At 46.6% G+C, this 17,416-nt stretch carries 23 protein-coding genes; 7 read left to right on the top strand and 16 right to left on the bottom strand.

Annotated features, from left to right (window positions below; all coding sequences use genetic code 11):
* Positions 1-53: 53 nt before the first annotated feature.
* Complete coding sequence (gene ftsY, locus QUE66_RS08470) at positions 54-959, top strand: signal recognition particle-docking protein FtsY (protein ID WP_286223599.1); 906 nt, start codon at positions 54-56, stop codon at positions 957-959.
* 117 nt (positions 960-1,076) lie between these two features.
* Complete coding sequence (gene rpoH, locus QUE66_RS08475) at positions 1,077-1,982, top strand: RNA polymerase sigma factor RpoH (RefSeq protein ID WP_458574875.1); 906 nt, start codon at positions 1,077-1,079, stop codon at positions 1,980-1,982.
* A gap of 3 nt (positions 1,983-1,985) precedes the next feature.
* On the opposite strand, the gene QUE66_RS08480 is transcribed toward rpoH, so the two are convergent.
* Genes QUE66_RS08480 through QUE66_RS08500 form a run of 5 tightly spaced genes read right to left on the bottom strand, consistent with a single transcriptional unit; the run spans position 1,986 to position 5,947 of the window.
* Positions 1,986-2,558: an SCO family protein gene (locus tag QUE66_RS08480; protein WP_286223600.1), complete on the bottom strand. Its 573-nt coding sequence runs from the start codon at positions 2,556-2,558 to the stop codon at positions 1,986-1,988.
* Positions 2,559-2,561: 3 nt separating this feature from the next.
* The gene (gene cyoE, locus QUE66_RS08485) at positions 2,562-3,446 is read right to left on the bottom strand and encodes a heme o synthase (protein WP_286223601.1); all 885 of its coding nucleotides are present in this window, start codon (positions 3,444-3,446) and stop codon (positions 2,562-2,564) included.
* A complete protein-coding gene (locus QUE66_RS08490; protein WP_286223602.1) occupies positions 3,443-4,567 on the bottom strand; it encodes a COX15/CtaA family protein in 1,125 nt (374 codons plus the stop codon). The genes cyoE and QUE66_RS08490 overlap by 4 nt, the downstream gene beginning before the upstream one ends.
* Entirely contained in the window at positions 4,564-5,217 is a 654-nt protein-coding gene (locus QUE66_RS08495) for a hypothetical protein (protein ID WP_286223603.1), read from the bottom strand. Before QUE66_RS08495 ends, QUE66_RS08490 begins: the two co-directional genes overlap by 4 nt.
* 13 nt (positions 5,218-5,230) lie before the next feature.
* Complete coding sequence (locus QUE66_RS08500; protein ID WP_286223604.1) at positions 5,231-5,947, bottom strand: SURF1 family protein; 717 nt, start codon at positions 5,945-5,947, stop codon at positions 5,231-5,233.
* A gap of 66 nt (positions 5,948-6,013) precedes the next feature.
* On the opposite strand from QUE66_RS08500, the gene QUE66_RS08505 reads away from it, so the two are divergent.
* A complete protein-coding gene (locus QUE66_RS08505) occupies positions 6,014-6,223 on the top strand; it encodes a twin transmembrane helix small protein (protein WP_108509147.1) in 210 nt (69 codons plus the stop codon).
* Between the two features lie 35 nt (positions 6,224-6,258).
* On the opposite strand, the gene QUE66_RS08510 is transcribed toward QUE66_RS08505, so the two are convergent.
* The 7 genes from QUE66_RS08510 to QUE66_RS08540 all read right to left on the bottom strand — a co-directional run bounded on the left by QUE66_RS08510 (position 6,259) and on the right by QUE66_RS08540 (position 11,787).
* Entirely contained in the window at positions 6,259-7,113 is an 855-nt protein-coding gene (locus QUE66_RS08510) for a cytochrome c oxidase subunit 3 (protein ID WP_108509148.1), read from the bottom strand.
* A gap of 21 nt (positions 7,114-7,134) precedes the next feature.
* Positions 7,135-7,329, bottom strand: a complete 195-nt coding sequence (locus QUE66_RS08515; protein ID WP_108509149.1) for a DUF2970 domain-containing protein — start codon at positions 7,327-7,329, stop codon at positions 7,135-7,137.
* Positions 7,326-7,922: a cytochrome c oxidase assembly protein gene (locus QUE66_RS08520; RefSeq protein ID WP_286223605.1), complete on the bottom strand. Its 597-nt coding sequence runs from the start codon at positions 7,920-7,922 to the stop codon at positions 7,326-7,328. Before QUE66_RS08520 ends, QUE66_RS08515 begins: the two co-directional genes overlap by 4 nt.
* 4 nt (positions 7,923-7,926) lie before the next feature.
* The gene (locus tag QUE66_RS08525; protein WP_286223606.1) at positions 7,927-8,052 is read right to left on the bottom strand and encodes a cytochrome oxidase small assembly protein; all 126 of its coding nucleotides are present in this window, start codon (positions 8,050-8,052) and stop codon (positions 7,927-7,929) included.
* Positions 8,052-9,644 (bottom strand): cytochrome c oxidase subunit I, encoded by a 1,593-nt coding sequence (gene ctaD, locus QUE66_RS08530; RefSeq protein ID WP_286223607.1) that lies wholly within the window; start codon positions 9,642-9,644, stop codon positions 8,052-8,054. The genes QUE66_RS08525 and ctaD overlap by 1 nt, the downstream gene beginning before the upstream one ends.
* A gap of 40 nt (positions 9,645-9,684) precedes the next feature.
* Entirely contained in the window at positions 9,685-10,758 is a 1,074-nt protein-coding gene (gene coxB / locus QUE66_RS08535; protein ID WP_286226208.1) for a cytochrome c oxidase subunit II, read from the bottom strand.
* 267 nt (positions 10,759-11,025) lie between these two features.
* Positions 11,026-11,787, bottom strand: a complete 762-nt coding sequence (locus tag QUE66_RS08540) for a methyltransferase domain-containing protein (protein WP_286223609.1) — start codon at positions 11,785-11,787, stop codon at positions 11,026-11,028.
* A 24-nt stretch (positions 11,788-11,811) separates the two neighbouring features.
* Between QUE66_RS08540 and QUE66_RS08545 the strand changes: the two genes are divergently transcribed.
* Complete coding sequence (locus QUE66_RS08545) at positions 11,812-12,537, top strand: ComF family protein (RefSeq protein ID WP_286223610.1); 726 nt, start codon at positions 11,812-11,814, stop codon at positions 12,535-12,537.
* Positions 12,538-12,555: 18 nt separating this feature from the next.
* Entirely contained in the window at positions 12,556-13,026 is a 471-nt protein-coding gene (gene trmL / locus QUE66_RS08550; RefSeq protein ID WP_286224769.1) for a tRNA (uridine(34)/cytosine(34)/5-carboxymethylaminomethyluridine(34)-2'-O)-methyltransferase TrmL, read from the top strand.
* On the opposite strand, the gene QUE66_RS08555 is transcribed toward trmL, so the two are convergent.
* The 4 genes from QUE66_RS08555 to QUE66_RS08570 are packed head-to-tail and all read right to left on the bottom strand — an operon-like array spanning position 13,023 to position 15,185.
* Entirely contained in the window at positions 13,023-14,033 is a 1,011-nt protein-coding gene (locus QUE66_RS08555) for an NAD(P)H-dependent glycerol-3-phosphate dehydrogenase (protein WP_286223611.1), read from the bottom strand. The genes trmL and QUE66_RS08555 overlap by 4 nt on opposite strands.
* Positions 14,033-14,548, bottom strand: a complete 516-nt coding sequence (gene secB, locus QUE66_RS08560; RefSeq protein WP_286223612.1) for a protein-export chaperone SecB — start codon at positions 14,546-14,548, stop codon at positions 14,033-14,035. The genes QUE66_RS08555 and secB overlap by 1 nt, the downstream gene beginning before the upstream one ends.
* A 27-nt stretch (positions 14,549-14,575) precedes the next feature.
* Positions 14,576-14,830 carry a glutaredoxin 3 gene (grxC, locus tag QUE66_RS08565; RefSeq protein ID WP_286223613.1) on the bottom strand — a complete coding sequence of 85 codons (255 nt, stop codon included), beginning with the start codon at positions 14,828-14,830 and terminating at the stop codon, positions 14,576-14,578.
* A 10-nt stretch (positions 14,831-14,840) separates the two neighbouring features.
* Complete coding sequence (locus QUE66_RS08570) at positions 14,841-15,185, bottom strand: rhodanese-like domain-containing protein (protein WP_286223614.1); 345 nt, start codon at positions 15,183-15,185, stop codon at positions 14,841-14,843.
* 94 nt (positions 15,186-15,279) lie between these two features.
* On the opposite strand from QUE66_RS08570, the gene gpmA reads away from it, so the two are divergent.
* Complete coding sequence (gene gpmA, locus QUE66_RS08575) at positions 15,280-15,975, top strand: 2,3-diphosphoglycerate-dependent phosphoglycerate mutase (RefSeq protein WP_286223615.1); 696 nt, start codon at positions 15,280-15,282, stop codon at positions 15,973-15,975.
* Positions 15,976-15,979: 4 nt separating this feature from the next.
* Positions 15,980-17,416 carry a S41 family peptidase gene (locus tag QUE66_RS08580; protein ID WP_286223616.1) on the top strand — a complete coding sequence of 479 codons (1,437 nt, stop codon included), beginning with the start codon at positions 15,980-15,982 and terminating at the stop codon, positions 17,414-17,416.

The raw sequence follows: 17,416 nt of genomic DNA on the forward strand, positions 1-17,416 counted from the left end.
GTTTAGATGTATGAATTATCTAGTTAAGATCACTCTTTTGGATTGTATCGACAATGTTTGGTTTACGTAAAACACTTAGCTCACTCTTTACTCGTAACCGAGTGGATGAAGCCTGGTTCGATCATTTAGAAGAATTACTGATCAAAGCCGATGTTGGTGTTTCGACATCAACCGCTCTAATAGCTAGTCTACGCAAATCGGCCAAACAGCATTCCATTACAAATTCTGAGGATTTAAAGGCAGTTCTAGTTGATGAGCTCAGCCATCTTTTGAGTGACTTAGAGTCCCCAGAAAATCCTTTAAGCCCAAGTGCTACGCATCCTAAGCCAGAAATTTGGCTAATTGTAGGGGTCAATGGTGCTGGCAAAACCACATCGATTGGAAAACTATGTCATCACTTCCAGGCTCAAGGAAAGTCGGTGCTCCTCGCTGCTGGGGATACATTTCGAGCGGCGGCGCGCAATCAACTCAAGGAATGGGGTGAGCGCAATCAAGTGCAAGTGCTCAGCCAAGAGAGTGGCGATGCTGGCGCGATTGCGCATGATGCTATCCAAGCCGCTTTGTCTCGGCAAGTTGACGTTGTACTAATTGATACGGCTGGCCGACTCGCTACTCAAGCGAATCTGATGGAGGAATTAAAGAAGGTCAAGCGAGTCATTTCCAAGTTGATCCCCGATGCCCCCCATCAAATTGTCTTGGTCCTTGATGGCAATACGGGTCAGAATGGAATTGCCCAAGTTTTGGCTTTTCGGAACGCAATTGGACTACACGGCCTTATCGTCACCAAATTGGATGGCACCGCTAAAGGCGGGGTAATTTGCGCACTTCGCAATGAGTTGCAAAGCTCCTCCCAAACCCAGGGCCCAAAAACCTATGTTTATGCACTTGGCAAGGGTGAGCAATTAGGTGATTTGGAGCTATTTTCTGCTAAGGCTTATGCCCAAGAGCTTGTAGAATAGCTATACAAATCAATATCTTGTAGATTATTAGACGCATTAGCACTCTATTGACAAGAGTGCTAAAATAATTCAATCTAAACTCAAATTAATCTATCAACGATGACTTTGAACACCCTCATGAATACTCGAAAAACGGGCTCGTCTAGTATTGCTCTTGCAATGCCTGCTCTACCAGCCCTTGGAGTCGGTACGATTGATGCCTATTTGGCACACATTAATCGCTTACCAATGTTAAGTGCTGCCCAGGAATACACCCTGGCGCAGGAATATCGCCGCTCCGACAATTTAGATGCTGCGCGACAACTGGTTTTGTCTCACTTGCGACTGGTTGCGTCGGTCGCTCGTCAATACTTGGGTTACGGCATTCCGCATGCCGACCTCATTCAGGAAGGCAATATTGGTTTGATGAAAGCAGTCAAACGCTACGATCCCAACCAAGGGGTACGACTCGTTTCGTACGCCATTCATTGGATCAAAGCAGAAATCCATGAATACATTCTCAAGAACTGGCGCTTAGTCAAAGTAGCAACTACCAAAGCGCAACGCAAACTGTTTTTCAATTTACGTAGCAATAAACTTTCTGCAAATGCCTTGAGCAATGATGAAATTGAGTCATTAGCTAAAGCCCTTGATGTTCGCGGTGCCGATGTCAAAGAAATGGAAATGCGGCTTGCTGGGGGAGACGTCTCGATCGAGGGGGATTGCCAAGATGAGGAAAGCTTTGCGCCAATTCATTGGCTCAGTGATGAAAGCCAAGAACCAACTGCGGTTATTGAGCAAAACGAATCTTACTCTTTGCATGGTCCAAAACTCTTGCAAGCACTTCATACTCTAGATGAGCGCAGTCGTGCGATTGTTGAAAGCCGTTGGTTGGCAGTTAACGCAGAAGGCCAAGGCGGCAAGACTTTGCATGATCTTGCTAAGGAATTTGGGATCTCTGCTGAACGGGTACGTCAGATAGAGGTCGCTGCTTTTAAGAAGTTGCGTACGCTCTTAAAAGATGAAAACCCAAGGCTTCACTAAGACTTATTGAAGTAGTAGTTTTAGGTCATGGGCAATCGGCTCGGCGCCTTGCCCATGCTTGATATAGAGGCGTAAATTACCGTTTGGATCAAACACGTAACTTCCAGCAGTATGGTCGATCGTGTAATTTTTAGGATTACTGCCCGGCACCTTGTTGTAATACACCTTGAAATCTTTAGCGACCTTAGCCAGCGCCTCGTCGTTAGCCGGTCTCAGCCCAATAAAACGAGGATCAAAAGCGGGGGGGTATTGCGCCATTAGCTCTGCAGTATCTCGCTGCGGGTCAACTGTAATAAAAATAACTTGCACCCGATCAGATAATGGGCCTAAGGTTTTCATGACCTCTTGCATTTCAACTAATGTCGCAGGACAAACATCTGGGCAGTGGGTATAGCCAAAGAAAATTAATACAGCCTTACCTTTGAAATCAGCCATGGTTTTCACCTGACCATTAGGATCCAAAAGTTCAAAATTAGAACCAAATGATTTACTGCCAGTAATATCAACATTCTTGAAGCTAGGCTTTGAACAAGCGGCCAATAAAAACACGGCGCATAAAAGGACTAATTTTTTCATGGGCTATATGTAATGATCGATCAAAATAGCAGCAAATAGTAGAGCTAAATAAGTAATGGAGTACTTAAATGTCTTACGAGCCAACTGATCGCTGTAGTGTTGGTAAAGACGGATTGCATACATTACAAAAATACCGCTAAGAATCAGTGCACATACCAAATAGAATAAGCCACTCATTCCATAGACATAAGGAAGAATCGAGGCCGCCAATAGGATGAGCGTATAGAGCAAGATATTAAGTAAGGTAAATCGCTCACCGTGAGTGACCGGCAACATTGGTAAGCCCGCCTGTACATAATCTTCGCGTCGGTAGAGTGCCAATGCCCAAAAATGCGGTGGGGTCCACACAAAAATGATGAGCACCAATAACCAGGCTTCTGCCGATAATTGATTAGTAACAGCTACCCAACCCAATGCAGGTGGCATGGCACCAGAAAGCCCGCCAATCACAATGTTTTGGGGCGTTGCTGGCTTTAAGAACCAGGTATAAATAACGGCATACCCCACAAAGGTTGCAAAAGTAAGCCACATCGTGAGGGGATTGGTGTAAATCCACAGTACTGCCATCCCTGCGGCTCCCAAAATGCAAGAGAAAATAATAATTTGCCAAGGGGTAATCTCGCCCGTTGCTGAGGGGCGCCATGCGGTTCGACGCATTTTGGCATCAACCGCTTGCTCTATCAGACAGTTCACCGCAAATGCCGCGCCCGCTAACAACCAAATGCCGATCGATCCACCAAGTAATATCGACCAGGGAACCATCCCAGGGGTTGCCAAAAACATGCCAATAATCGCGCAAAATACTGCGAGCTGAGTCACTCTTGGCTTAGTTAATACCCAATATTGTCTCCAGCGAGGCATAGGAGGACGAACAAAATCAGTACTCATGCAATCCCTCGCTGGGGCGGCTTACCGGATAAAAAATAGTTATTACTCCACGCACTTAAACGCACCAAGCAAAATAAAATAGCTGCCGCACCACCGGTGTGCAACAACGCCGCTACTAATGGCCATTGAAAGACTACATTGGATATACCGGTGGCGATTTGTAATGCAAGCAATGTAATGATTGCCTTCCCCCAAAATTGAACCTTTGGCTCTGGATGTCGAATTACTTTTATAGCAACGAAAAGCAAAATAGCGGAGGCAAAAATAGCACCAACACGATGGGTCCAGTGGATTGTGACTAGCGCTGCCATCGGGATCATCTCACCCGATTTAGCCTCACCCAAATCGCGCCATAAGAAAAAAGCATTTTGCCAATCCATATTGGGATACCAAACACCCATACAAGTTGGAAAATCAGGACAAGCCAACACAGCATAGTTAGTACTAACCCACGCACCTAGAAAAATTTGAGCAAAGAGCGCAACAATAGCGATTAATACAAGGCCGCCAGATAAGCTTGAAATCGTCTTGGAATCACTTGAACAGAGGGCATCGTTACGTTGCGCGAACCAGACCATGCTGGCAAATAAGATCAATGCCAAGATGAGATGCATACTAACAATGATTGGTTGCAGCTTAAGGGTCACGGTCCAGGCTCCAAATGCGCCTTGTAGACAAACTAAGACCAGTAAAAACAAACTGCCTTTAATGGCTAAGGAGCGGCCTGCGCTTGGCTGCTTAAATGCCATGATGACTTGAATAATGATTAAAAACCCAACGCTCATCGCCAAGTAACGATGAATCATTTCAACCCATGCTTTAAAAACCGTTACCGGCCCTGTGGGCATTGCAGCTTCTGCCGCCCGAATTTCTTCGATGGCGCGAAAGGGATTGGATGTGCCATAGCAACCTGGCCAGTCTGGGCAACCTAAACCAGAATCACTTAAACGAGTAAATGCACCAAACAAAATGAGGTCAAAGGTTAGGAAGACGATGGTCCAATTGAGCTTTTGAAATAGCCCCATTCCTTTTTTAAAATAAAGGATTGCCAGCGGTAAGCCAGCAATCAATAGAGCGATTCCGGCAAGCTCTAAAACCATTAGAGCCATTTCAGACATCATATCTTCTCACCCTTGCGATTTAACTTTAGAAGACGCTCAACGTCTTTACGAATCTTCACAAAGTCACTCGAGCTGGTTTTGTCGGGAAAGACCATCATCTTCTCACCACTTGGATCAATCAGAGCGATTCCTTGGCCTAGATTTTGAGTATTCAACCAAGCTTGCCAAGCAGCCTCATTTTTTGGATCAGGAGCGGGAATAATATAAAAACCAGCATTCTCTTGATCATAGGCCCTCTGAATATCATCCTCAACTGGGCCGCGATCATTCACAACCCAAACCAATTGCAGACGATTTTTATTCTTACCAAGAGCTAAGCGTACCTGACGCATCAGATATAAAACCTCAACACAAGCATCATTGCCTTTTTTGCACTCGCTTGCCGGTCTTGCCACCATCAGGGTCCACTTACCGTTAAATGGAATCTCAAACCAGCTGGGATTAATTGGCTGTGGCGGCACAATCAAAGTACCATAATTGGTCTTTCCGCCCTCAGGCTTATAAACGTAATAGGCCAAATACGATGCGATTACTGGCGATGCGCATGCGAGTAGCACCAGTATCATTTGAATCCGGCCGCGACGAGTTCTGGCATCCAATGCCTTCTTATCAAGCTGACTCGCTGGAATTAATAAATCTTGATCGCTCACTGCTATATAACCTTTATGAACTTGATTTACCTTGATTGCGATAGCGCATAAAACCAGTTGTGAACCAAAATGCTAGCGCGGCCGCACCTAAAGAAAACCATTGGAAAGCATAAGCATAATGGCGATCGACGCCTGTCGTTGCCACAGGCCAAATTCGGGACAATCCATCACCTTCATCTGGGTCATTTTGGCGAATAATGAAGGGTAATTGTGGATATACCATTCGGCCCGCTTCATAGGTCAGGTCTAAATTTTGCTGAATCCGGGGTGAAGCTTGACTATTGGGTTGATTGCCAAGCTCTAATACCCTCCCTGGCCCAGCCAATGCAATACCCTCGATCACTACACTCTCCTTAGGCGTTGTAATGCTTGGCAATATCAATCGATCTTGATTATTTCTGGGGGCCCACCCTCGGTTAACCCAAACAAGGCGCTTTTCCTGACCATCAAGTAAAAATGGCATCAGCACATAAAACCCGGATTGGGTCTGCCCTGTTTGTGGCTTTAGACTGGGGCGATTATCAAGCCAAACGACCTCATTGGGCAAAAAACGACCACGCGCTCGCACCGGCCTAAACTCAGTTTCTGATAGAGTCCAATTTTTGGCATTGAGGTCAATCTGCTCTCGAGCCGCCATGGCGCTAATTTGATTAGCCAGGATTATTTTCTGATCCGCACGACCCAGTTGCCAACGACCCGCCATAATGCCAATTGCAAGAACGACTAGCATCGCAATGGTTGCGACTCTTCGCTCTACAATAAGAACTCGAAATAAACTCAAAGGTTTGGCACCAATATGAAATGGCTAATTGTTTTAATTTTGTTGGTCATCATCGCTAGCTTAGGATCGGCGCTGTATTTCATGATGAAAGACAAAGGCAATAGCTCCAGGATGGTTCACTCGCTGATGCTCAGAATTGGTTTATCGATTGCACTATTCATTGGCATTTGGATTGCCCATTACTTTGGACTCATTGAGTCCACTGGCCTGAAAGTGCCTCAATAGGCTAGGCGGCAACCAACGCTGCCGCCTATTGGCCATTACATCCAGTAAATGACGATGTAAAGCCCTAGCCAGACGACGTCAACAAAGTGCCAATACCAAGCGGCACCTTCAAAACCAAAGTGATTCTCGGCGGTGAAATCACCACGAATCAAACGGCGCAGGATAATCGCCAACATCAAGCCACCCAAGAACACATGGAATCCATGAAAACCGGTCAGCATGAAGAAGGTTGATCCGTAAATTCCAGAAGTGAGCTTCAGGTTCAGGTCGTTATAAGCATGGATGTATTCGTAAGCTTGAAAACCCAAGAAAATAAGCCCAAGAAATACGGTCGCAAATAATCCATAAATGGCATGCTGACGATTTCCCTCTCGTAAAGCATGATGTGCCCAGGTCACGGTAACCCCTGAGCTCAAGAGCAATAACGTATTAATCGTTGGAATTGGCCAAGGGCCAATAGTACTAAATTTTTGAACCAAATCAGCAGGACCAACGGTTGGCCATGCAGCTACAAAATCAGGCCATAAGAGTTTATTGTCCACATCACCAAGCCAGGGCACTGTAATACTGCGAGCGTAGAACAGGGCCGCAAAGAAAGCGGCAAAAAACATGATCTCGGAAAAGATGAACCAGCTCATCGACCAGCGATAGGACACATCGACGTTCACACCGTTCTTGCCGGTATTGGACTCCGAGATTGCATCACCAAACCAACCGTACAGCACAAACAGCACATAAATAACTGCTGCTAGGACCAGCGGTCCTCCCCATGAAAGGCCATTGACCCAAGCGGACATGCCGCCGCCAAAGCCAAGCAGTCCAATGCTAGCAAGGACGGGATATTTTGAGGGGCCCGGAACAAAATAATACGGTGTGGAGTTTGATGACATCGCGCTCTTTCTAACTAAAAATTAATTGGTTACCACTAAATTCACAATCAACAAAAGGATCGCCATAAATAGTACGGCGCCCAATACACCAGCAATGATGATGTGCACAAAACTCAAGCTTGCAACATCATTTTGCAATCCTGCTTTATTGCGAATCCCTAAAAACGCCCACAAAACGGCACGCATTGAACGAAAAAAACTAGGTTGCTTATTCATAGTGACACTTTGCTCTTAGATTCTTTGACATTTGCAACAGGCTTAGGTATTCCGGTCTCAAAAAAGGTATACGACAGGGTGATTGTTTTAACGTCTTTTGGAAGATTGGGATCAACAATAAATACCACTGGCATTTGCCGAATCTGATGTGGGGTCAGGGCTTGCTCTTGAAAACAAAAGCATTCGATCTTCGTAAAAAACTCCGTTGCGGTCTTTGGAGCATAGCTGGGAATTGCCTGAGCAGCGACAGGTCGATCCAAAGTATTAACTACTTCATAAACGATCTCGTGCATCTCGCCTGGATGAACTTCAAGAAAGTTCTTAACCGGCTTAAAAGCAAATGGTCCACGACTATTGGAGTCAAACTCAATCGTGATCGTTCGACTGTAATCTACTTGGGTATTACCTGGCTTGCTAGCTCCATAAGCACGCACACCATAATTATTTTTACTAGTGACAACATTAATGCCAGTCACTTCACAAAGGGCTTTGTATAAAGGCACCAATGCATAACCAAATCCAAACATCAATACAGCAAGCAAAAGAAGCTTCAGTAGGATTTGCTTATTAAGAGCGCCTAGATTGTTTGCCATGTGACTAACCTAAGATCCAATACTTCAATACGATGCCCAAGAAAAAAGTCAACGCAATCGATAACAAGACCGCCGCTAGGCGGCGGTTGCTCATCAAAGGATTCGATCGCTCGGTCACGTCAAGTGCCATTAGCTAACTTTGGGCGGCTGCTCGAATGTGTGGAATGGCGCGGGAGATGGAACCGTCCACTCCAAGGTATTGGCTGTCTCCCATGGATTATCCGGAGCCTTCTTGCCATGACCACGGTATGCAGGGAGCACAACAAACAGCAGGAAATAAACCTGCATTAAGCCAAAGCCAAGACCACCGATCGAAGCAATTAAATTGAAATCAGCAAACTGGGTTGGGTAATCTGCATAGCGACGTGGCATGCCTGCTAAACCCAAGAAATGCATTGGGAAGAAGGTGAGGTTAAAGAAGAACATTGAGCCCCAGAAATGAACCTTGCCGCGGAACTCATCGGCCATACGACCAGTCCACTTTGGACACCAGTAATAAAAGCCTGCAAACATCGCAAAGAGCGAACCCGCCACTAGCACATAGTGGAAGTGGGCAACCACATAGTAGGTGTCTTGTAGACCAATATCAATTGGGGCCATCGCCAAAACCAGCCCAGTAAAACCACCGATCGTGAACACAAAAATAAATCCAATCGCCCATAGCATCGGGGTTTCAAAGGTCATTGACCCTTTCCACATGGTCGCAACCCAGTTAAAAATTTTTACCCCGGTTGGAACTGCAATTAGCATCGTGGCATACATAAAGAAGAGCTGACCAGTCACCGGCATACCAGTGGTAAACATGTGATGAGCCCAAACAATAAATGACAAGATTGCGATGGATGATGTGGCATAAACCATCGATGCGTAGCCAAACAAACGCTTTCTGGCAAATACAGGAACGACCTCACTGATAATGCCAAACGCGGGCAAGATCATGATGTAAACCTCTGGGTGACCGAAGAACCAGAAGATATGCTGATACATCACGGGATCGCCACCGCCAGCTGCAGAGAAAAAGCTGGTTCCAAAATGACGGTCAGTGAGAACCATAGTGATCGCGCCGGCTAGCACAGGCATCACAGCAATTAACAAATAGGCAGTAATCAACCAGGTCCAGCAGAACATTGGCATCTTCATGAGTGTCATGCCAGGTGCGCGCATATTCAAGATGGTCACAATGATGTTAATTGAACCCATAATGGACGAGGCGCCTAACAAATGAAGTGCAAAGATAGCCATATCCATCCCCGGCCCCATTTGCAGGGTGAGCGGTGCATACAAGGTCCAGCCGCCTGAGGGCGCACCACCTGGTGCTAAAAATGAACCGAACAATAACAATGCAGCAACTGGCAAAATCCAGAAACTGAAGTTGTTCATACGGGCGAATGCCATATCAGACGCGCCGATTTGCAAAGGAATCATCCAGTTTGCAAAACCCACGAAAGCCGGCATGATGGCACCGAACACCATCACCAAGCCGTGCATGGTGGTTAACTGGTTAAAAAACTCGGGGCGCAAATATTGCAACCCAGGCTGAAACAGTTCCAAACGAATACCAAGCGCCATCACTCCGCCAGCCAGAAGGCTCACGAAGGCGAAGATCAAATACATCGTACCGATGTCTTTGTGGTTGGTTGCAAACAACCAACGACGCCATCCATGGGGATGGTCGTGGGCATGATCGTGTGCGTGATCGTGGGTTGTGGATATGGTGCTCATGATTTGCTCCGGTTTAATTCAATTCGTTATATAAGTTCAATTATTTGCCAGCACGAACAGAAGCGAACTCCTGGGTTTGAACAACTTCACCCGTCTTATTGCTCCATGCATTTCGGTAATAGGTCATTACAGCTGCCAAATCTCCATCAGAAATAACGCCACCCCATTTAGGCATCGCACCTTTACCGTTAATCAAAATATTGAAGTTGCCTGCTTTCGGACCCAAGGCAACTTTGCTGCCATCTAATGCAGGGAAAGCGCCGGCGCCCTTACCGTTGGCTTGATGGCAAGCAGCGCAATTGGCGGCATACACCTTAGCACCACGATCCATTTGCTCAGCCAAGGTGTAAACCTTGCTCGGATCATCCGCATTAGCAGCCATTTCTTTTTTCTTTTCAGCAACCCATTTGGTGTAGTCCTCATCAGAAACGACTCTAACTACGATGGGCATAAATGCGTGCTGCGCGCCACAAAGCTCAGAACATTGTCCACGGAAGGTGCCAATTTTTTCAGCTCTAAACCAGGTATCACGCACAAAGCCAGGAATTGCGTCTTGCTTTACGCCAAATGCAGGAACGGTCCATGCATGAATCACATCGTTCGCAGTTGTGATTAGACGAATTTTTTTATTCACAGGGACAACCATCTCATGATCGACTTCCATCAGATAGGTTGGGCTCTTGGGCGCGAGATTATTAATCGCTTCGCGTGAAGTCGACATGGTCGAAAGGAAGCTAATACCTTCTCCCTCGCCCTTAATGTAGTCATAACCCCACTTCCACTGATAACCAGTGGTTTTAATGGTGATGTCTGCATTGGTGGTGTCCTTCATCGCAACTACTGTTTTGGTGGCGGGAAGAGCCATACCAATCACAATTAGCAGAGGAATGACAGTCCAAATAATTTCAACCGAAGTACTCTCATGAAACGATGCGGGCTGGGCACCTTTGGATTTGCGATGCTTGTAAATCGAATAGAACATCACTGAGAAAACGCCGATAAAGATCACCAAACAAATGATCATCATCATCCAGTGCAACCAATGAATCTCTTCCATAATTTTGGTTGCAGGGGCGGGGAAATTGAGTTGATTTACTTTGGGGCCGCCTGGCATATCTTGCGCCGCAACAGCAAAACTCCAGATTCCAAAACCAAGGGCAAGCCAAATTTTTGTCAGCAATTTACGAATATTCATTTTTTTCTCAAATTTAAGAGCAGCGCACCTAATAAAGTCTGGTCGCTTGTCCAGCCACTAGTCACTAATTAGACACTGAATTATAGGATGATTTGCTTGACAGAAGTCATTTTGTGATTTCCTTTGGGGCAAACCCTATATATAGATAATTAAATGTAAGTACTTACTTATAAATTAGCTATGGAACTATTTACGTTTAATTGCATCTACGCGAATATATGCTGATTTAGCATCCCCAGTACTGAGATTTTTTGCCAAAACCCAAGCATGTCCATAAACGATTTCCAGGGTCAGTTTTAGGGGGTCAGGAACCCTAAGTTGATGGAGTTGCGTACCCGCAGAAATGAGCCCCAGAGCTAGGCCATCCTTATAAAGAGCCTGCCCAGTTTCGTACTCCAAATGAAGATATTCCATATCCATCACCGGGTCCGAATAGCGGTTTTGAACCAAGGCATCCCCAATATCGTGCATATCGAGGGCGCCTGGCAAGGTTTGCATTTGACTACCATCCGGGTTGGCATCCCGGAGTTCCTTACCTGTATCAGGGCCCAAATAGGCAAATGAAATCAAACCGCCTTCTTTCAGATGCTGGTGACAACTCGCCATCCAAGCGCTCGGGTTATTGAGATTTTGCAAACATAAATTACTGAGGATCAAATCGTAGGATGCATTGTCTGGAATCCCCTGATCCAGTAATCGGCCTGAGTTCAACAAAGTGCGACTGAGTACCTGTTTAAGTTTGATCCCCAATGGAATCCTTCCCTGAATTTGAGGATCAAGAATGGTGTCAATTTGCGCACTAGGAAAACGCTTCGCAAATGCCCTGCGATTTAAGCCAGAAAAATCGGGTTCGAGCAAAATGTGTTTCGGCAACAGCTTGATGGGCGCTAACTTATCAAGCATTCGCTCTTGAATCTCAGTTCGAAGCCATGAAAGAGAAGTGGTCATCAAATCAGTATACTCAGCGCCCCGATGAGCTGGCTTCGTACTGCAACCCAATATTTAATTCCGACACTGTGCATGGTGTGCGAGCAAGCACAAGCTGAAATTGTATGCTTTCCATGTCGCGATCGCATTGCTCAAAACCGCTTGCAATTTGGTCCATCCTGTCAGATTTGTGCGCTACCAATCGGGCCGCATCAATCACTTTGTGCTGCGTGTGAACAGGTAAAACCGGCCTTTGATCACGTGACTTATCTCGACTTCTATCAGGAACCATTAAGTCAAACGCTTCACCTTTTAAAGTACCAAAAGAGGCTAGCATGCGCTAGTGGCTTTGCCCTCTTGTGGAATATATTTCATCAACATACTCTCAAAGCATGCGATGCGGATGTTTTAATTCCAGTGCCGCTAAATCCAACAAAATTAGCAGCGCGCGGCTTTAATCAAGCATGGGAAATCGCGAAACGGTTTGATCTTCCGAAATCCATCAGACGCATTCCAAACCTAGTGATTTGCCACCCAACCCACACTGCTCAAGCAAGTCTTAATCGTGCCGAGCGCACTGCATCGATGCGAGACCGTTTTGAATTGAAAGTTGGTGCAGCTTCTATGATTCATGACCAACATATCGTGGTTATTGATGATGTCATGACCACCGGCTCAACGATCCACTCGTTAGCAACAACTCTCAAAAAGTCTGGGGCAAAGCGGGTGAGCGCATGGACCATGCTTCGCACGCCTCCTTGGGAGTCTTAAGTGCAATATGATGCTGCTATGTTTAATGTCGTTTTATTTGAACCTGAGATCCCACCGAATACTGGGAACATCATCCGCCTATGTGCCAATACGGGTGCGCAATTGCATCTCATCAAACCACTTGGTTTTCCTCTTGAACACGCCAAATTGAAGCGCGCGGGCCTGGATTACCATGAGTTTGCCAATCTCAAGCTGTATGAGAACTGGTCCGATTTTCTAACAAGCACAAAGGCCGATTTGCAGCGTGTCTTTGCTTTAACGACTAAGGGGCAGCGCTCACTTCTTCATACAGAATTTCACTCAAACGATTACTTTGTATTTGGATCAGAGACCAAAGGCATTAGCGATCAGGTACGCGCTAGCATTCCTCGCGAGAATCACCTTCGATTGGCAATGCTTGCTAATAGTCGCAGCTTAAATCTCTCAAACTCTGTAGCGGTCGTGGTTTATGAAGCATGGCGCCAACACCAATTCCAGGGTGGGACTTAAGTTTCCGATTTAGGCCCGCGGCCCATTAAGGTCCGAACTCCATCCTCGGGACTCAGTTGACCATTAAGTACGTGACTAACCGTTGTACAAATTGGCATCTCAACCTGATGTTGTTTAGCCAAATCACTCACGGCTTGCGCACACAAGACACCCTCAGCCACATGACCAAGCGCGGCTAATACCCGGTCCAATGGCTCCCCAGCGGCAAGCGATAAACCCACACGACGGTTACGCGATAAATCACCCGTTGCGGTCAAAATAAGATCGCCCAAGCCAGCGAGTCCCATACAGGTCTCGCTCTTACCGCCGACAGCTTTAACTAGCCGCATCATTTCTGCAAGACCTCGGGTTAACAAGGCAGCGCGGGCATTCATACCCAAGCCCAAGCCATCGCCAATTCCGGCAGCAATTGCTAATACATTTTTAACGGCGCCACCAAGCTCAACCCCAATCAAATCATCGCTTGCATACACCCGAATATTTCCATGGTGAAACGCAGTTTGTACGCGCTGACAAAATTCAGATGCAGTGCTTGCAACCGTCAAAGCGCAAGGCAAACCCTCGCCAACTTCACGGGCAAAGCTAGGGCCTGACAAAACACCCACTGCATGCGCATGGGTGGCGAATCGTTCTTGTTCGCGGCCAACAACCTGATGGGGAAGTAGGGAGGTTTTGGGTTCCAACCCTTTGCAAAGCCACAAAATGTTGAAAGGGTGTTGTGCCGTTTTAAAAACATCAGCTACCGTAGCTGCTAACCCAGCCATTGGGGTCGCAATCACTAATAGGTCATCAGCCCCTAATCTGTTAACAGCTTTCTCAAAATCCGACTCAATCAATAATGATTTGGGTAACGCAATAGCTGGTAAATACTGTTTATTTTCTTGATCCCTGCGAAGGGCATCGGCGGCATTTGGGTTGCGCGCCCATAAGCAAACCGAATGGTGACTAGCAGCGGATATAGCAATGGCTGTACCCCATGCTCCTGCCCCTAGGACCGATATATTCATTAGTTGGGCAAAATAATTTTGCTCTCTGCCTCACCATTACCGGCTTGCGCTCCCTGAGCTGCCTGAGCCTGAGCCAAACGATGCTCATACATGCCATGAAAGTTGATATCGGCAAGATGAATAGGCTGAAAGCCGGCGCGACTAATAATGTCGGCAACGTTTGAGCGCAAATACGGAAAGATGATGCTTGGGCAAGTGATGCCAAGCATTGGGTCAATTTGCTCAATCGGGATATTCTTAAACTCGAAAATACCGGCTTGCTTAGCTTCGACCAAGAACATGACCTTGCCTTCAACGCGAGCGGTGACTGTGCTCAAGAGGGCAACCTCAAATAACTCGTCGCTTAGGCGATCAACCGTAATATCCAATTCCACCTGAATCTGTGGCTCACTCGCAACCAACAAAATACCGGGGGCATTGGGTTGCTCGAGTGATAAATCTTTTAGATAAACACGTTGGATGACAAACGAAGGCTCATTTGAACCTGTGGCTGAATTCGTTGCAGCATCACTCATACAAACTCTCTTTCCAATTAGAAATGGTTAGGCTAAAAGCGGATCAAGACCGCCTGCACGATCTAATGCTGCTAGATCATCGTAACCGCCAATATGACGATCACCGATATAAATTTGTGGAACAGTCCTGCGACCTGTGCGAGTCATCATTTCTTCTCGCTTGGCTGGGTCGACATCAATTAATATTTTTTGTAAATTCTGAACACCCTTTTTTTGTAAAAGTTTCTCAGCCATCACGCAGTAAGGGCAAACGCGGGTGCTGTACATCAAAACGTCTGGCATCGCTTCCCCATTAGGATTTAATCAGCGGCAACCCGGAGGTTTGCCAAGCGTTGATACCGCCCTCTAAAACACCCACTTCGGTATACCCAAGATTGCGAAGCTCTTTAGCTGCTTTCTGAGAATGAGCCGGACCCCGACCAATCACCACAACAGGATATTTTTGATCGATTTTCATGGTTTTCAAGCTAGCGCCTAAGCTCTCCAAGGCGATATTTTTGGCATTTGGCAAATGGCCTAATTTAAAATCTTCCTCGGTTCGTAAATCGATCACATTGGCCTTGCGACGATTGATCCAAATGGTCGCATCGGTGGGGGTTAGACCCTTGCCACTAATTAGGGTTGATAATGTTGGCATGAATAAAGCCGTGCCCGAAATGATCATTAAGGCGGCCAGTACGAGGTTGTCTGTTTGAGCTAAGAAGTCCATTATCAGATTATAGAATGCATCTATGAAACAACTCATCCTAGTCCGCCACGGACAATCCGCCTGGAATCTTGAGAATCGGTTTACTGGATGGGCCGATATTGACCTAACGCCAACAGGCGTTGAGCAATCCCAACGGGCTGGCCAGCTTCTGAGGGATGCTGGTTATGACTTTGATATTGCCTATACCTCGGTTCTAAAGCGCGCCATCCGAACCTTATGGAACATCCAAGATGCCATGGATCTAATGTGGGTGCCCGTGGTTCATAGCTGGCGATTAAACGAACGGCACTACGGTGCGCTTACCGGACTTAATAAGGCAGAGACTGCAGCCAAGTTTGGTGACGAGCAAGTCCACATTTGGCGGCGCTCCTATGCCATCGCCCCACCTCCATTAAGCCCAGAGCAACGCGCTGAACTCGCCAAGGACCCCCGCTATACCAAGCTCACTCATGAGGATATTCCTCAAGGGGAGTGCCTAAAAGACACCGTCGGTCGGGTTTTGCCCCTCTGGAATGAGTCCATCGCCCCAGCTCTCAAGCTAGGAAAACGCGTTATTCTGGTCGCCCACGGTAATAGCATCCGCGCCCTGATGAAGCACATTGATCAGGTGTCGGATGAGGCGATCATGGAGGTCAATGTGCCTAACGGCAATCCCCTCATTTATGAACTGGACGATGAGCTTCGCCCAATACAACATTTCTATTTAGAGGCAAAATAGCTAAATGCGTCAGTTATTTAGAAATATTGTCTTAGTTAGTATTGGCCTGATTGCCGGAATTGCGGCAACCATCCAGTTCTCGGCGACCGCGCAGCAGGGTGCCAGCACCTTGCCGCTCGATGAGTTACGCACACTCTCAAATGTTTTTGGGCAAATTAAGCGTGAGTATGTAGAACCCATTGACGACAAACAATTACTCACTGATGCAGTTAAAGGAATGGTCAGCAGTCTTGATCCGCACTCCGCTTATCTTGACAAAAAAGATTTTGCAGAAATGCAAGAGCAAACTGCTGGAAAGTTTGCAGGGCTTGGTATTGAAATTACCTCTGAAGACGGTTTAGTAAAAGTTCTTAATCCAATCGAAGGCTCTCCTGCTGCTAAAGCCGGTCTTCAAGCAGGCGATCTCATTACCCGCCTAGACGATAAACCAGTGCGTGGCATGTCACTCGATAAAGCGGTTCGTACCATGCGTGGTACCCCAGGTACCAAAATTACTTTAACGATTTTCAGAAAAAGTGAAGAGCGCACTTTTCCCGTCACCATCACCCGCGCTGAGATCAAAGTACAGTCGATTCGAGCAAAAATTGTAGATAACAATATTGCATGGGTTCGCATTACCAGCTTTCAAGAGCGCACTGTTCCAGACCTTGCTAAGAAATTAGCAGAGCTTGCCGCTAAAGATCCGAGCTTAAAAGGGCTGGTATTAGATCTGCGTAATAACGGTGGTGGACTACTGCAAGGCGCAGTTGGTGTTGCAGCCGCTTTCTTGCCCCCGGGCTCAGTGATTGTCTCAACCAAAGGCCAAGCGCCAGATTCGCGCCAAGTATTTAATGCGGTTCCCGCCATGTATAAATTAAGTGAATCGAATGATCCACTCGATGAGGTGCCTCCGCTTTTTAAGAAAATCCCAATGGTCGTGCTTGTCAATGCCTACTCCGCATCTGCTTCTGAAATCGTTGCGGGTGCACTGCAAGATTACAAACGTGCCACTATTCTGGGAAAGACCACCTTTGGTAAGGGATCCGTGCAGACTGTTCGGCCACTCAGCAGCGACTCAGCGCTCAAAATTACTACCGCTTATTACTACACGCCCAATGGTCGCTCAATCCAAGCATTTGGGATTAAACCCGATATTCCGGTAGATCAGAATAAGGACGGCGACCCTGAAGATGTATTAATTACACGAGAGATTGATAGCGAAAAGCACTTGCGTAATAAACAATCCTCAGAAGAAGCATTGATCAAAGATCGCGAGAAACGGCGTCTGCAAGAATTGCAGTTAATTGAAGAGCGCAATGCAAAGAAAACGCCAGAGGAGCGTGAGAAAGAAAAGAATCGTCGCCCACCTGAGTTTGGTAGCAATGATGACTTCATGCTGCAACAAGCCATTGCCTTTCTCAACGGTCAAACTGTCAAGCGCTCGGCTTCTAAACTCGAGTAA

Origin of the sequence: Polynucleobacter sp. HIN6 (assembly GCF_030297575.1) — a bacterium.
Taxonomy (GTDB): Bacteria; Pseudomonadota; Gammaproteobacteria; order Burkholderiales; family Burkholderiaceae; genus Polynucleobacter.